General features: G+C 34.5%; 12 protein-coding genes. 2 read left to right on the top strand and 10 right to left on the bottom strand.

Annotated features, from left to right (window positions below; translation table 11 throughout):
• Positions 1 to 20: 20 nt before the first annotated feature.
• On the bottom strand, positions 21 to 806 hold the full coding sequence (locus tag ALGA_RS12870; RefSeq protein WP_096429685.1) for a hypothetical protein: 786 nt from the start codon (positions 804 to 806) through the stop codon (positions 21 to 23).
• Positions 807 to 1421: 615 nt separating this feature from the next.
• Here ALGA_RS12870 and ALGA_RS12865 point away from each other — a divergent pair.
• Complete coding sequence (locus ALGA_RS12865; RefSeq protein WP_096429684.1) at positions 1422 to 2891, top strand: GxxExxY protein; 1470 nt, start codon at positions 1422 to 1424, stop codon at positions 2889 to 2891.
• Between the two features lie 233 nt (positions 2892 to 3124).
• Here ALGA_RS12865 and ALGA_RS12860 read toward each other — a convergent pair whose 3' ends face one another.
• The 3 genes from ALGA_RS12860 to ALGA_RS12850 all read right to left on the bottom strand — a co-directional run bounded on the left by ALGA_RS12860 (position 3125) and on the right by ALGA_RS12850 (position 5087).
• Entirely contained in the window at positions 3125 to 3532 is a 408-nt protein-coding gene (locus ALGA_RS12860; protein WP_145957626.1) for a hypothetical protein, read from the bottom strand.
• A gap of 113 nt (positions 3533 to 3645) precedes the next feature.
• The gene (locus ALGA_RS12855; protein ID WP_096429682.1) at positions 3646 to 4158 is read right to left on the bottom strand and encodes a hypothetical protein; all 513 of its coding nucleotides are present in this window, start codon (positions 4156 to 4158) and stop codon (positions 3646 to 3648) included.
• A gap of 11 nt (positions 4159 to 4169) precedes the next feature.
• Positions 4170 to 5087: a DUF5655 domain-containing protein gene (locus ALGA_RS12850; RefSeq protein ID WP_096429681.1), complete on the bottom strand. Its 918-nt coding sequence runs from the start codon at positions 5085 to 5087 to the stop codon at positions 4170 to 4172.
• A gap of 95 nt (positions 5088 to 5182) precedes the next feature.
• Between ALGA_RS12850 and ALGA_RS12845 the strand changes: the two genes are divergently transcribed.
• Positions 5183 to 5374: a hypothetical protein gene (locus ALGA_RS12845; RefSeq protein ID WP_096429680.1), complete on the top strand. Its 192-nt coding sequence runs from the start codon at positions 5183 to 5185 to the stop codon at positions 5372 to 5374.
• Between the two features lie 147 nt (positions 5375 to 5521).
• Here the strand turns inward: ALGA_RS12845 and ALGA_RS12840 are convergent, their stop codons facing one another.
• The 6 genes from ALGA_RS12840 to ALGA_RS12815 are packed head-to-tail and all read right to left on the bottom strand — an operon-like array spanning position 5522 to position 15390.
• On the bottom strand, positions 5522 to 7219 hold the full coding sequence (locus ALGA_RS12840) for an HNH endonuclease (protein WP_096429679.1): 1698 nt from the start codon (positions 7217 to 7219) through the stop codon (positions 5522 to 5524).
• Positions 7216 to 8412 carry a hypothetical protein gene (locus tag ALGA_RS12835; protein WP_096429678.1) on the bottom strand — a complete coding sequence of 399 codons (1197 nt, stop codon included), beginning with the start codon at positions 8410 to 8412 and terminating at the stop codon, positions 7216 to 7218. The genes ALGA_RS12840 and ALGA_RS12835 overlap by 4 nt, the downstream gene beginning before the upstream one ends.
• Positions 8413 to 8424: 12 nt before the next feature.
• A complete protein-coding gene (locus ALGA_RS12830; protein ID WP_096429677.1) occupies positions 8425 to 8844 on the bottom strand; it encodes a hypothetical protein in 420 nt (139 codons plus the stop codon).
• 48 nt (positions 8845 to 8892) lie between these two features.
• Positions 8893 to 11913, bottom strand: coding sequence for a type I restriction endonuclease subunit R (locus ALGA_RS12825; RefSeq protein ID WP_096429676.1), 3021 nt, complete (start codon positions 11911 to 11913; stop codon positions 8893 to 8895).
• Between the two features lie 5 nt (positions 11914 to 11918).
• Positions 11919 to 13952: a DUF262 domain-containing protein gene (locus ALGA_RS12820; RefSeq protein ID WP_096429675.1), complete on the bottom strand. Its 2034-nt coding sequence runs from the start codon at positions 13950 to 13952 to the stop codon at positions 11919 to 11921.
• On the bottom strand, positions 13927 to 15390 hold the full coding sequence (locus ALGA_RS12815) for a DUF262 domain-containing protein (RefSeq protein WP_096429674.1): 1464 nt from the start codon (positions 15388 to 15390) through the stop codon (positions 13927 to 13929). Before ALGA_RS12815 ends, ALGA_RS12820 begins: the two co-directional genes overlap by 26 nt.
• Between the last annotated feature and the right edge of the window lie 20 nt (positions 15391 to 15410).

The raw sequence follows: 15410 nt of genomic DNA, 5'->3' as shown, positions 1-15410 counted from the left end.
AAGCTCGTGAACACTATTTGCTATTTCAATTCATTAGTCTTGATATCAAAATAGAAATTGGCTGCCGTTTTTTTCCAGTATTTGTATAACTCGTTTTTTAAAATGGAATTGGATTTAATTTCATCAAGAGGCAAAATGTAGCAATTCTGCGGAGCCGATGGCTCACCCCCAATACCAAGAGTAATAAAAACAGGAATATTTTTCTTTTTTTGAAAAACCATATAATTTTCCAGTTGCTTTTTACTTGCAAAAGTCACTTCATCATTCTTAAATTCTTTTCGCCATTTGCATTCAATAGAGAAACATTTTTTTTCCTTTTTGGTCTCAATCATTAAATCTGGTTGTGTTGTTGTTTCGGCATACACTCCTTTAATGTATTTATCGCCTGCCCATTCCTTAATGGTATAATATTTTTTAGGAAACTTTTGTGCAATGAATTTTTCAAAGTCATCTCCCTTCTTTTTTGCTTGGTTGATGATTTCTGTTTCGGCTTTGGATGGATTTGCAGCTAATTCAGCTTCAATGTCTTTTATGATTTCCCCCAGATCAAGTTCGCACTCCTTTGCTTTCCTGCTCAGAATACGTTTCTCATTCTGAGTGAGAACACCATCAGCTTTGGCTAATTCAATCAAATTATTTAATTCCTCCAATGATTTCCCAGAATTCACATCTATTGTATTCTCCACTGTTGAATGGGGACTCATGTTCATTGCCAATACAGGATCTGCAGCAATATTTGATTTGTAAATGAAAAATCCTGACAGAACCAGAAGTCCCCCAAATACCATTAAAAAAATGCCAATCATTTGTTTTGTTTTAGATATCACAGTATGTATTTTTTGAATTCAAAAGCACTTCATTCTGCTTACAAAACAAAGAATTCCTGATAAATTAAGACTGAATAAAACTACAAATAAATTTAACAAGAAACTCTTTATAATTGCTTTTTTTACAAGATAAGCTACAAGATATCGGATCGCTTAAAAGTTCTTTTCTCTGGAACAATAGGGTGTAAAACGGATTGGAAATTATGAATCCTCTACTCGCAGATTAGCAATCTACGGGAGATGAAAACTATACCTTATCGGGTATATAATTATATTCAAGAGGTTGATTTATACCTTTCCAGGTATAGTTTGAATTTAATAGATCTGAATTTATTTTAAACGCTGTTAGAACTGAAAAAAGACGTTGACAGGTTATTTTGAAGGGATTAAAAATCCTGAACTCCAGCTCCCGCAAATTACAAATCTGTGGGAGCTGGAGTAAACTTATAATAATATATACACAGCCTCAAATAATAGTAGAAAGGAATTCACAATACATTTCTGCTGGCAAATATTCATCATTATCTGTCAATCCTTAATTGATAGTTAAATAGGATTTACTACCTTTCAAACTACCATTAAAAAACTCATACCATGCCAAACACACTCCAAAACCAACTTAAACAAGCAATTCAAAACACCATCAAGAATCCGAACTCGCAAGAACTACAAAATTTTATTTTAGATTTAAGCAGCTCTAATCAAAAAAAAGAAATTGCAAAGGAGATTTACCCAATCGCGGTAAACTTACCTGACATAAGCATTTCTTTATATACTAAAGCTATACTTGCAGATCTTATTGGAAAATCAGAGAACTCCTCCCAGTTCCTGCTTAAATATATTATTGGAGAATTTGAAACCAGAGATATTGGAAATGCATTTCAACTATGGGAAGGACTCATTGTTCCTTCTTTTACAAAGAAAACCTCCGATAAATGCCTAAACGATCTTACAAACCACTTCAAAAAACACCTGCCTTTAACTGAACCAAATTACCAAACATGTTTGGGTATTAAACAATTTCAGAAGGATAGTTTAAAAGCATTAATGCATTTCAAACAAGCTACAGTATGCAATCCTCAGCATTGGTTCGGCTACTACTATATGTCCTTAATTTATGTGTTTGAATTAAAGAACTATCATGCCGCAATTAAAATGCTGCAAAAATGCTTTAAAATAGAATCTTTCAATAACCAAATTGGATGTGCTAAAGTCAGTTCCCTCTTAGGTATTTGCTATGGAGAAATTGGTGAGGTTAATAAGGCTATAGAACTCTTTAATCTTAGCATTAAAGCATACGCAGAAGACGGCATAGTTTACCTGCAAAAAGGTTTTTATCAGCTAAAAGTGAAAAAATATTCAGAAGCTATTAAATCATTCGATAAATGCATACAAATTGGACCTGATAGCGACTCTCCCTACCTGAACAAAATCAATGCATTAAAAAAACTCAAAAGATATAACGGTGCTATCGAGGTTGTTACGTTGCTTGAAGATGCCAAAGGCATGACTACCAAGCATTTAAAGAGGATAAAATTACAATTAATTCAACTAAAGCAAAACATTAAAACCATTCTGCCAGATGAAGATTATTCATTAGAATTTCAACTTGATGTTAACACGCTTCATCCTAAAAAAACAAACAAGAAAAATGGCCAGAATGGGATAATTTACCAAGAAAGTGTATTGGAAAATCTTCTATGCATAAAACTACAGAAAGAAGGCATTCTATTCGACCAAGAGTATGAAATTTTCGAAAATGATGAATACTACGGAAAACAACTTGCCATGTCTAAAGTTGGTATTTTGGATCTATTACTCAAAGAAAAGAATACAAATGACCTAGTTGTATTAGAATTAAAAAAAGACAGTGGTTACAATACTAACGTTGTTGAACAAACATTAGGCTATATGAGCTGGATTAAGCAAAATTTAGCCGTTCCGAAACAAAAAGTAAAAGGCCTCATCTGCCTTTATAAAGCTACACCTCAATTATTACAAGAAGCATCCAAGCATGATATTGAAGTGCAGGAATATGAGTTCCATTTTCACAAAGCAAACTAAATGAGATAATTATGAATTTAACTAATTTCATTTGCCACGTTCCCGAATTTCGGGAATAGCTGTTCCTCCCCGCAATGACAATTTACAATTGAAACCACCGTCAGGGCGAATAGCCACTGACGGGGTGAATTAGAATCCGATGTTTCCTATGAATACTGTGCCCTATTTGGTGTTAAATGGGGATTAAAAATCCTAAACTCTTTGCCTTCAGATTACAGATCTGCGGGAGCGAATTACTTTTCTTCTTGCTTCACCATTTCATCCATTTCACAGAAACGATCATGCCAAAAGAAATCCATTTTGCGAATGTATCTGTTTCTGACTTTAACCAGCTTAAGCAGCCATAAAACCAGAATCGAAAAAATAAAAATAAGCCCCAGTATAGTGTTTATTAAAATTAGGATATCGGCAGAATGGGCTGTTTTACCAGCCTCTCTAAAGTTTTTGGCTACTACCTCTCCTAAATTGATAAAGAGGGAACTAACTAGAAGAAAACCAGATGCAATACAGAGCAATGTAAAAACCACCCGAAGGGGGAACAAGATTATTGGCATCCGAAATACCGATGGACTATTTGTATAGGCAGCATCATACTGATCTTTGGATTCTTTCATCCAAATTAGGCAATCGTTTAGGGTCATGTGATTAGGTATTTAGCTTGGGATATTTTAGTGATATTCGAACTCGAAGTGAGAGCACCAAGGGGATTGAAAATCCCCAACTCCTTGCCCTCAGATTTTAAATTCGGGAATTTTTAATTATTGGGATATTGCTCTAAGGTGAGCCTTTTGTTATTAGCGTGGATGATTTCTTGATCTATATTTAGAGCCAAAGTTTTATAGGTTTTGTTATGAATCCAATATTTTATCTTGAGATTGAGTTTCTTTAAATCTGCTAGGCTTCCAGAGAACAGAAACCAAGAAAATAAAAATGCAATTAGAAGAGCTTCGTTAACGTTTAATATCTCCTCCAATGTTTTGTATTTGAACACAAGACAAACTATCGAAACTAACATGCACCATAAAATGACCACCACTATTCTGAAAAAGAAATAATATATTTTTGATCTGAATGCGGCCCGACGTTTTGATTTATTATTTTTTAAGATCGTTTTATCTATCGCCTTTATTTCTTCCTCGATATCAATCTGTTTATTACCTGATTCATAGCCTATCACGAACTTTACGATAAGCCAAATTAGAACGAAGGCAAAACCAATTATTGCAAGAATATCCAATAAGGAAAACTCTTTTTTACTATTATTCATTTATAAATATCTTACTTCCGGTTTTTGTTGTAGGATTGTTTTACGAGGGACATAATGTACTCGAGGTTATCATCGTTGTAGATTTGGAGTTCGTAGTCGCCGTTGCCCCAGTGGCCAATTTTACTAACATCGCGTGTTAACTGTTTGGGGTCGTCGAGTTCGTCGTGGGATAGGTTGATCCACATTTTAAGACTTTTTTTCTGAATGTTGATGTCGGCAATGTTAGAGCCGTTTGCGAAAGCGATGTACTTTTTCTTCGGTTTTAACTCAATATCTTCGAGGTTTAGTATGGACGCTTTGAATTTTTCGTAAAGCTCTATAATCTCTTCGGAAGATGTATTGCCAAGCTGTTCCTGTTCGGTATATACTTTGATTTCTTTATTTACGGTGGTGACGGTATCATCCTTTCGGGAAATGGTTTTTACACTTTCCTGCGCGCCTCCTGTTTTGATCTGATTGTAACTTACTGTATTGTTGTTGTAACGCTTGACTTCCCATAGTTCAATAGGTAAATCTTTGAAGTTGATTGCTTCGCGCTGATAAGTTGTGAATGATGGTGAGATAAAGATCACTTTGGATTGCGACCAATCTACATCGTTTCGTTTTAGTGTGTTTTTGCAGTTTTCGTTGTATTCCAGAATAAAATCGGCTTTGTTGTTTAGCATTAATGATAGATAAGCGTAGCCTTGATCTATTACACTAAAATTACGTTCCCGCTTGTATTCGATGATTACAAATGCGTTTGCATCTTTATCGAATGCCAATGTATCAATTCTGAAATTGTTCAATGCAAATTCAGATTTCACAAAATCAATTTTCAGTATTTTATCGAGGTTGTTTTCGGTTAGGGATTGTATTTCTTTTTCGAGCTTAAAAGGATTTTCCTTAATAGGTGCTAAGCTGTCTTTTTCAATTTTAAAGTGGGGCATGATTTAACTTAAATTTAGGTTTTGAACAAGTTTAAGTAAAATTGAATACGAATATAGCATATTTTGATAATTTTGACATTAAAATTGAAAATATTATGAAATATTTATTGTGTAAAACGTCGATTGCTGATAAAACCGGTTCGCATGTTATACCTGCATGGATGATTGCTATTGCGTTTGATACAGAAGGTAGAAATAGAGATCACGAAGCCATATATAACCTAAATGCGTATGATAGTAAATTACCTTATTGTGGAGGGTTTCCTCTGATCAAAGTTCTGGATTGAAAACCAGAAACTCTTTGGTCACAGATTACAAATCTGGGGGAGCTGGGGGCTCACGATAGTCTTTAAAAAATGGAGATATACCTCTTGTCATTACTTACAATTTAGTTAAATTCAATACATTAATAATGCAAATACTGTGATGTATTCCTATCTATTAGCCCCACCACCATTCCAAACAATCTTACCTCCTGTGTGTTTGTGCAAAACATGAACGTCATGTGAAACCAATTCCAATATTCCATATTCCTCATTATGATGCCAGATAAAACCAAAGACACTACTACCTTTTCCCTCTATATCAGCAATTTGCTTAGAAAGCATTTCCTTCTCACTAAGAATATCACCTTTAAAAATATTTACTTTTCCTTCTTTAACCATCCTAGAGTTGTGCTTTTTAAGCATTTTAATAATTTCATCGGGGTTTGATTTAAACTGTTTTTTTAACACTTCTTTTGCAAAGGTAAACTGCTCGCCATCAACAGCTTGAATTAAAACATCCTCAAGTCTTATTTTTGCAATTGAAAAAGCACTAAAATCAGGGAATACGGCCTTAAACTTAAAATTTCCAATAGGAATGATTCTCTCTTTGAACTCTACATCATATTTGAGAATTTTACCTACTTTCTTTTTACCAATGTTACCTGGTATACCTATAAATATTTCCTTTGCTCCAGATTCTATTTGTCTTGTCACGTCTATTATATTCCTCTTGTTGACACGAATAGATGGGGAAAGTTCCATTAACTTATAATAACCTTTTATTAAATCTGGATTGGCATTAAACCATTTAATAATTTTATCATTCTTAACATTGTTTGTAAAATCTCGTAATAATTCGTCAGCATGTTCTCCTTTAAAAACCATTTGGAATTCTTTTAAGGCATCAGGATTTAATCCAAAATCAGATAATTGTTTACTAACAACATTATCCATTGAGTTAATCATATTCTTTAATGTTTTCTTGACAAAACGTCCCTCTTTATTGGTATATTCAACAACGTGCTGGTAAACCTCTTTTGATGATTTATTATAGAAAGGCGTAATCTTAAAGTTTACCTTTCCTTTATTTTTGATAATAACAGCCCATTCTTCAGTTATGATCTTCCATTCTTTCTTGATTACATCAGGAGACATTTTAAGTTGGCTAATCTGTTCCCATGGACCATTGGGAATTGAAGCAATACCTTTTGCTTTATCAATTATTAAAGCTGGCTTAGGTTGAAAAACAGAGCCGTGAATTGAAGATACCCTTGCTAATTTATCAGTTCGGTAGAACCAAGAATCCACCTTATAAAGATGATTTGATATGAGCTTCCCATTTAATAAATCATTCCAAATGTATTTTTCAGGAGTTAAAAGATTATCACTAAACTTTAATCCTGATTTTGCAATTACCTTATCAGGGAATAGCTTTGCAAGCTCTCGTTTAGAATTATCGAAAACAGATAAAACACCACCTTCAGAAACTTCAAAAAGAAATTTATCAGATGGTAATGAATTTAAATAGTTAAGATACTTGGCATTAGAAGACACCGAAGATAGAGCTATCTTTTTCCATATTTTAATTAAACCTGGATTAGCGTTAAACAAATCAACCAGAGATTTATTCTCTGCAATATCGCGAGTCAATTTCTTTGAGAGTTTACCATCCAAAGATTTAATGCTGATCAATATCAAATCTGACATATTTGAATTACCTACAATTTTCTCAGCAGATTCAGATGTAACTAATTCAGCAAGCTCTTTCGATTCTTTTCCTAATATCTTCTTTAATAAAGTTGTTTTAGTACAAGCTGATAAAATCAACAGCATAACAACAGCACTAGTTACTTGTGTAATTTTCATTCTTCTGATGAACTAATGATTTTCTCAATTTGATTTTGATATTCTTCTGTTTTCAATTCATATTCATGATTAACCATCACAATATCAATCATGGTATTGTAATAAACATCCGTACTTTGATCAAATTTATCAAAGAAATTAAAATCTTGTTCCTGATGAATTTTTTCGATCTGACTATTTATGGAATCCCTAATCTTTTGTTCATTCTTAATACCAAAATAAATAAAACCTCCAATCGAAATTACCCACAATGGCCCAGACACCCATAAAGGGTGTATTTTCAAACCTAAAAATCCAAGAAGAAAGATTATCCCAACAACTATATACCCAGTTATAAAATCTAGAATCGTCTCAGACAAAGACATGAATGAATAATTATCACTTTTTTCAATTATTGCATCAATCACCTTATTTTCCATCTGGAAACCACTCACATTAAGCAATTTATTCTTAATTGTGTTCTTGTGTTTTGTGCCAATTACACGAGATATATTTAATTTACGCTGATCATTTATTTGATTATTATAAATCGTAATATTATTCTGAAGTTTGGTGTAATAGTTGATCGGATTAAAATACTCTTTTGTTCTTTCGCCCCATTTTGCACGTCTCTCTTTCTGATCTAAAAAACATAAATCTTTTAATTCACCTAACCATGAAAATATCGAAAACTCTTCATCTACAAGAATATCCACCTGATGCTTAAAATATTCTAAAGATGTTGCTTTTAATTCACTTACAAATTCAAGGTGTTTACGATGTTCCACATTTCTAAACATTTCAATACGTAACAAAGCTTCTTCCCTTGGAATTTTGTCAATCTTAGAAAATTCAGTTAACCATTGATGGTCTGGGATTATTTTATTTGTATTTCTATACTTTTCATATTTTTCAAATATTTCATTCCCATCATCCAAATATCCTTGAAAAAGGACAAAAATTTTATCACTAGCCTGTTCGTTTAGTTTTACCTTGTCTTCATTAATTGAATACAAAAGACTAACATTGCATCCTAATGCTTTTGATATGGTTTGAAGTTCAATATCTTCTTTGATAAGGTACCGGACGATTGTGGATGAGACGTCCTTACTTTTCGAATCTTCGATTATCTTATTAATAAGCTCATTATTCTCTTTATTACTACTGCAAGCTATAAAGCCGAGAGCCAAAAGAACTGCCAAAATATATTTCATAAATTATTTTTTCTATAATTCTTCCCAAATTGGATTAATGGTAAATTCATAATTGTCTTCGGTCTCAGGTTGAGATTTCCAAAATAGAATCCAATAATACCATGGATCGTCTTTTGATTCCAAATCATCAAACACTTCACCTCCTTCAATAATTACTTTATTTAAAAGAGTAATCAATTCATTTCTTGCCATTTGAGTAGCCCTTGTCTCTCGAGATTGAAATCTCTTTAATGTTGAAGGCGAACATTTTAAAATCAGAGAAAGTTGCATATAATCTACCTTATTGGCAATTAACAAATCTGTCACAACCTCTTTATCGGTCATGTTCTCAATCTTTTCATCAACCAAATCTTCTAACTTCGAATCTTTATCTGAACAGGAGATCAGTATAGTAACCATGAAAAAAGATAAAATAATTCTTAATCTATGCATGTAATTTTTTCTTATTTAATGTTTTAAATTATTTGATTTACTACCCCTTTAAGGATTAATATTTAATTTACTGAACACTTTTTCGAGCATGTAATTGCGAACGAGACCTCCAAATTCTTTATCATCCATCATTTTTGAGAAGATGTCCTGGTTTTGTTCCATGCGTTCGATAAGCTTGTCCATAAAGACCTCTTCGAAGCCATATTTGAAATTTTCTTTTGTATTGTTTCGGGCCTGTTCTGATAGTTTTTGATCAGCTATCAGTTCGGCTTCAATCTGATCGAAAAATAATTTGTCTGCTTCGGCGAACTCAGTGCTGAAGCGTTTGTTCAAGAGATCAATAATTTCGGACAGGGCTGCATCTTCATCTTTGTTTCCAAGTCGAATACCTGCCTCGCTTTTGCCATCCAAACCATATTCCCCTTGACTTTCCATTACAATATCCTGGTCGGCTATTTTTTGCAAGCGGTAATATTCAAGAGCGACTTCATCGCCCAGTTTGAAGCGATCCGCTTGATTTATTCTTGGTAATTTCTTTAATAGAAATTTAGCATAGGTAAAAAGCTTCTCTAAATCGACATCGGAAAAAGGCATGATTTGAGTTAAGAACGAATACAGCCGTGTGAAGGATTGTAATGCATGCTTTAAATTTTCCTGTGTGATTTCGGTGCCTAAAACATCCTCTTTTGAATTCTCTTCGGGCAATTGTTTGAATCGTTCCACTGCAGGGTCGACGTAAGCATTTAGTTTGCCCTGTTCTTTAACTGAAAGAACTTTTGCTGATTTGAAAAAGACGTTGCAAAAGTTATCAATTTCGGTTTGCCAAATGATCTGTGCTTTCTCAATCTCTCCCTTTAAATCGTATAGGTGATTGGGATCAGTAGTTTCCTTCACATTTGTGAGCTCGAAATAGGGTTGAAAGGATTCAAGGATGGTTTCTGTTTCGTTTGCAAAATCCAATATAAAGGTATCTTCTTTCCCTTCACACATGCGATTTAAACGGGACAAAGTTTGCACACACTTTACACCCGATAAGATCTTATCGACATACATGGTGTGCAATAGGGGCTGATCGAATCCTGTTTGATACTTGTCGGCCACCAAAAGTAACTGGTATTCGTTTGAGCTAAATTTTTTCGGCAACTCTTTTTCCTTGAAGCCATTTAGCCCTACTTCTGTTACACCTTCGGGATAGTTGTCGTAAATTACTTTCCCTGAGAAAGCAACCAGCGTTTTAATGTCGTTGTATCCCTTGTCTTTAATGTATTTGTCAAATTCTTCCTTGTATCGAACCGCATGCAATCGAGATCCCGTAACGAGCATTGCTTTCGCCTTGCCGCCAATCTTTTTTGATACGATCTGACGGAAGTGTTCGACCATCACTTCAGTTTTTTGTGCCAAATTGTGAGGATGCAAGGATAGGAATCGTCCAATCGCTCTTGCGGCCTGTTTCTTATTTACATTTGGGTCGTCTTCGATCTCTTTGGAGAGCTTGAAGTAAGTCTTGTAAGTTGTGTAATTCTTAAGCACATCCAAAATAAACCCCTCTTCGATGGCTTGTTTCATACTGTACAGATGAAAAGGTTGTGGCAAACCTTCAGCATTTGGTGTCCCAAACACTTCAACGGTTTTGGCTTTTGGAGTGGCTGTAAATGCAAAGAAGCTCAGGTTGTTTTGTTTGCCTCTGGCTTCCATCGATTTTCTGATTTCATCCTCGGCATCCTGATCCAAACCTGAATACAATTCTTCTTTTGCAGCTTCTTCAAGTGATTTGGCTGACAGCACTTCCTTCAATTTCTTGCTTGCTTCACCTCCCTGTGATGAGTGCGCCTCGTCGATAATGACCGCATATTTACGAGAAGGCAATTCCCCGATTTTATCCAGTATGAATGGAAATTTTTGGAGTGTGGTAATGATGATATTCGAACCTGCTTCGATGGCATCGGCCAGTTGTTGGGAATCTTTATCGATTTTTTGCACAACCCCATCTTTGTGATCGAACTGATAGATTGTTTTTTGCAATTGATCGTCGAGCACTCTACGATCGGTAATAACAATCACAGAATCGAAAACCCTCCCGTTGCTTGAATTGTGTAAGCTCGATAAACGGTAGGACAGCCAGGCAATGGAGTTGGATTTTCCAGAACCAGCTGAATGCTGAATCAGGTAGTTGGTACCGGCTCCCTTTACTCTTGCATCGTGGGTGAGTTTACGAACCACTTCCATTTGATGAAAGCGGGGGAATATCATGGTCTCTTTCTTCTTTTTTATGCCATTCAGCTCGAATTCCTCCACGTTAAGGTGCAGGAACTTGGCAATGATATCCATGAAACTATCCTTGGCAAATACATATTCCCAAAGATATGCGGTACGATATCCCTCTTTGTTTGGAGGATTACCAGCACCATTTCGATATCCTAAATTGAATGGAAGATATCTTGTCTTTTTGCCTGACAAGCGGGTTGTCATAAAACACTCATCAGTATCAACGGCAAAATGAACCAAGGATCTTTTTTTGAACTGAAAGATTGGCTCTTTGGATTCTCGGTCGTAAGCATACTGCTTTTTCGCATTGTTTACGTTTTGCCCTGAGAATTGATTTTTGAGCTCTATAGTGGCTATTGGCAATCCATTCAAGGATAATACCATATCTAAAGAGTTATTGCCCTGACGTTCGTAATACAATTGTCTGGTGACCGATAGGTGATTCTTTCGGTAGAGAATTTCGGATTCTGGATTTAAAGTACTCTCCGGGCGGAAAAATGCCATTTTAAATTTCACCCCATAATCGATAAAGCCATTACGAAGCACATCGAGAGTCCCACGCAAATCAAGCTCTTTAATTAGGCGTTGAATCACCTTTTTCTCTACATCTGATTTATGTATGTTGTTAATCTTCTCCCACTCTTTGGGTTGAGATGCTTTTAAAAACTCAATGACGTAAACAGGGAACATGCCTAAATCGACATCAAAATCGGTGGAGTGCCCTTTGGTATATCCTCCGTTTTCCAGTAAAGAAGCTTCTATCGCTGCTTCGAATGTTAATTCGGTATGAATTCCTGTTGCCATTGTTACTAGTTTAAGTTATTGTTTGATGATCTTGTTTCCAATAAATACTTATTGAATAAATCTTTCATTTTTTCTCTATGAGCCTGACATTTCTCCCAACTCCAAATTCTATGTTCAAAAATTAATGCTGATTTTAAAGAATCAATTCTCTTACTCTTAGATTTAGCTTCGAATTCACTTTTTTTGACTGTGAAAATTTTATTTGAATATTCTGAATTAATGTTCTTCGCCAATAATACCAGGTTTCCAAAATCATTTATTTTCCTATTCTTATTTTCTACAGAATCTTTTTCATTCCAAACTAGATTGTCATCGTAGTCCTTAGGATTTTGAGGTGAAATGTGTTCTACTGAATTTTTAGCAGTCATTCGATATTCATTCCATTGATCTTGTTGATCCAAAAATCCTTCAAACAATAAAAAATTAGTTCTATAATACCAAAGAATAAAATCCAGTTTGTAAAACCAGTAACTCCAATAGCCCGTACCTTTATGCTTATCCAAGACATTAATATCATACTCTATATTATTCAAGTCTTTTCCTATTAGCTCCCAACTTCTTTCACGAAGATCACCTTGAATATTAGAGCAAAACATCGCGTTATCAAGCTTTCTCAAATAATTATAATTCGCCTTTGTTCCATTATTTTGGGTTAAATGGTAAAGAAAAGGAGTTAACCAATAGTGAGTTACAATTTGTTGAGAATGATACAACATGCTTTGCAAGAGAGCGAAGCCTTCGTTTGTATCTAATTCTCTTCTCTGAAGAGCATCCTTATTTAGATATAGGCGCTTAATGGAATGACGTTCGGTATCCTCGTTTTGCACCCACTTAATAACCTGCTTGTCGAATTGAACTCTCGCAAGCCAAAGTAAATCCAAAAACTCCTTTACTAATTCCGCTCGCGGTATTCCACTCGATTTAATAAATTGAAAAAAGCTTTCGTGGAATATTTGAAGCATTTTCTTCTCCTTAATTTCAATGTTATTGACTTTAAATCCTTCTTTCTGTTTTTTAAAAAGAAATACTCTCAAACAATGAAGTAGAAACATGGGAAAAGAAATTATACTTCTTATCTGTCCTGAATCATATCCATAATCTTCTTCGTTTTCATCGGGCTCTTCCCACTTGTTCTCTGTAAGAATTTTCAACAAGCTGGAACGATCTGCATCATTCCGATTCTTCGAAGATAACTTTGTTCTAATTATACTTTTAATATCAGTTGGTAAGCCAACTTCTCTTTCTTCCTCGTCTGAAGAAAAGGTTAGCTCCTTCCAACTTAACCCAGCTACTTCCTTGATGTTCTTTTCAATATACTCATCCATAAGGGAGCATGCTTCCCATAGTTTTGCATACACAAAATAATCTTCATCGAATTTAATTTCATTCAGTAGTTCGCCTTTCAATATTTCATGATGTTGCAATTGAACTCCACGATTATTCATTACCTCAAAAAGACGATTCTCATCTGTAGAGGGCGGAATTGTGGTTGCTATAAGTTGCACTTTTTTAAAGATGAATTCAGAAAGTTTCTCTTTTTCCTCTTCAGAAATATTATTCTCTTCGAAAAAGCGTGTAATTGTTTTTAATGCTTCGGTTACTGGTTGTAGTTCCTGCTCTGCATCTTTATCTGAAAATACTTGTTGACTTGGGTTTTGGAAATATTCATTGGCAAAATCCCTAATGGAGAAAGTAATTCGCCCTCTCTTTTCTTTATTCTCTATAAAATAGAGAAAATCACTTAGTGCATTTTTTAACACATAACCAATCAGCCATAAGGTTGTAAAACGCTGCTGTCCATCAATTAAATCGTAATTATCAGTATTTTTCGAGAGCATGATACCACCTAAGTAGTATGACTTCTCATTTATAGCATTGTGCAAATCCCACAATAAAGTATTGATTTGCACCTCGTTCCAAACATACAAACGTTGATAAATTGGGATGTTAAAAAATGAGTTCCTCTCCGTATAAGATTGAAGCGTTACTAATTCCGATTTTATATCCAACGGTTTATTTTCTATTTGTGATAAAATCATTTATCCATTTTAATTTGTTCGACAAATCTTTATCCTGATCATCTGGCTTGTAATAAGCGAGTAGCTGATTTTTGTATTGCGCCTGTACCCCATACTCACTCTTAAAATTTAACTCTCTATATTTCCAGTGGTCAGTCACGTTCTTTAAGAATGTAAATACCTCTTGTGGTAAATAAGCTCTATCGATTACATCCAATAAATTTTCAGACATATCGTCTCTCAACATTTTGATTGGGGTTTGAGCAACTATACTTTTCTGATGTATCCGATAAGAACCTAATAAGTAATCTAACCATAGAGCAAAATCATTAATCTGTTGTGATCCGAATTTATCGTAGTACATCACCAAACAAAGCTTGAATAACTCTTTGAGGTATACTGAATGCCTGTAATACACTTCTCGGTAAAAACAAAGAGCTTCATTCAGTTCCTTATCATGCAAATGTTCTTGCTCGAATATGTATTTATAGACAGCTGCATATTTCTGTGTGAACAGAAAAAAAGCAAGTCCTTTTTCTATGGGCTGACGAATTGAAAAAGGATAATTTTCAGCGCTGGTTTGAATGGAAATAGGCGAAGTATGTACTGCCATACCACTCTCTACCGAATAGCTCAATGAATTCGCTAGGCTATTAATTCGATTGGGGAAAAGCTGAACAGAGCCATTTGCAGAATGCGTTTGTTTCTGAAACTCATTTAGAATAAAATCCTGATTCTCATAGAACAAATTTTTCCCTCTCCATTTACGAGCACGCCAAACAAATTTTGTGAAAAGTAAATTCAGAAATTGATTTTGATTGTCCTTATCCCATTGTTTAGCAAATACTTTTTGCTTGTCCTCATCTGATTTTAATTCACGCAGATGGTAAGATTTCAGATAATCAACTGGACTTAATTTTACCCCACGGTTATTTTGAGTCTCAAAGAATGTAAAAGCATCATCTTCGGAAGTGCTAATAATGATGGTAAAAACTAAATGATCTAATAGGTTTTTATAGTCCTCTGTTTTTAAGAAGCTCTTATCACTCTGAACAAAAGCATAATTGGACAGAATATTCTTTTTCGATAAAGGAGAATCAAAATTTAGCTTTAAATTTCCATTGGCTTGACTCAAGACACTCTCATCAGCATTTAGTGCATGATCAAGAAGTAAGAGTGTGGTTATTCTTTGTTGTCCATCTATTATCTGTAAACGCTTGTCCTCTTTCTGATGCAAGAGAAGGGCTCCCATATAGTAATTTGAGTTAGCGCCTCTTTTTACCATTTGATCATCGTAATAAAAATCCTTTATATCCCCTAGTAGTTCATCAACCTTCTCCTGACTCCAAACATAAGGACGTTGGTATTCTGGAATTTCCATCGTATTCTCGCTACATAACGAAAGAATTGACTTGAACGAGGCTGTACCAACTGAAATGGTATCTTGATCTTCACACATTGTTTTCGTGTTTATTTCTT

This window comes from Labilibaculum antarcticum, assembly GCF_002356295.1.
Taxonomy (GTDB): Bacteria; Bacteroidota; Bacteroidia; order Bacteroidales; family Marinifilaceae; genus Labilibaculum; species Labilibaculum antarcticum.
The sequence above is the reverse complement of the archived record's forward strand: the minus strand, read 5'-3'. Positions and strand labels throughout refer to the sequence as shown.

Coding starts and splice junctions, on each gene's coding strand:
- ALGA_RS12870 (WP_096429685.1), bottom strand. CDS start 806: ATGATTGGCATTTTTTTAATGGTATTTGGGGGACTTCTGGTTCTGTCA.
- ALGA_RS12865 (WP_096429684.1), top strand. CDS start 1,422: ATGCCAAACACACTCCAAAACCAACTTAAACAAGCAATTCAAAACACC.
- ALGA_RS12860 (WP_145957626.1), bottom strand. CDS start 3,532: ATGACCCTAAACGATTGCCTAATTTGGATGAAAGAATCCAAAGATCAG.
- ALGA_RS12855 (WP_096429682.1), bottom strand. CDS start 4,158: ATGAATAATAGTAAAAAAGAGTTTTCCTTATTGGATATTCTTGCAATA.
- ALGA_RS12850 (WP_096429681.1), bottom strand. CDS start 5,087: ATGCCCCACTTTAAAATTGAAAAAGACAGCTTAGCACCTATTAAGGAA.
- ALGA_RS12845 (WP_096429680.1), top strand. CDS start 5,183: ATGAAATATTTATTGTGTAAAACGTCGATTGCTGATAAAACCGGTTCG.
- ALGA_RS12840 (WP_096429679.1), bottom strand. CDS start 7,219: ATGAAAATTACACAAGTAACTAGTGCTGTTGTTATGCTGTTGATTTTA.
- ALGA_RS12835 (WP_096429678.1), bottom strand. CDS start 8,412: ATGAAATATATTTTGGCAGTTCTTTTGGCTCTCGGCTTTATAGCTTGC.
- ALGA_RS12830 (WP_096429677.1), bottom strand. CDS start 8,844: ATGCATAGATTAAGAATTATTTTATCTTTTTTCATGGTTACTATACTG.
- ALGA_RS12825 (WP_096429676.1), bottom strand. CDS start 11,913: ATGGCAACAGGAATTCATACCGAATTAACATTCGAAGCAGCGATAGAA.
- ALGA_RS12820 (WP_096429675.1), bottom strand. CDS start 13,952: ATGATTTTATCACAAATAGAAAATAAACCGTTGGATATAAAATCGGAA.
- ALGA_RS12815 (WP_096429674.1), bottom strand. CDS start 15,390: ATGTGTGAAGATCAAGATACCATTTCAGTTGGTACAGCCTCGTTCAAG.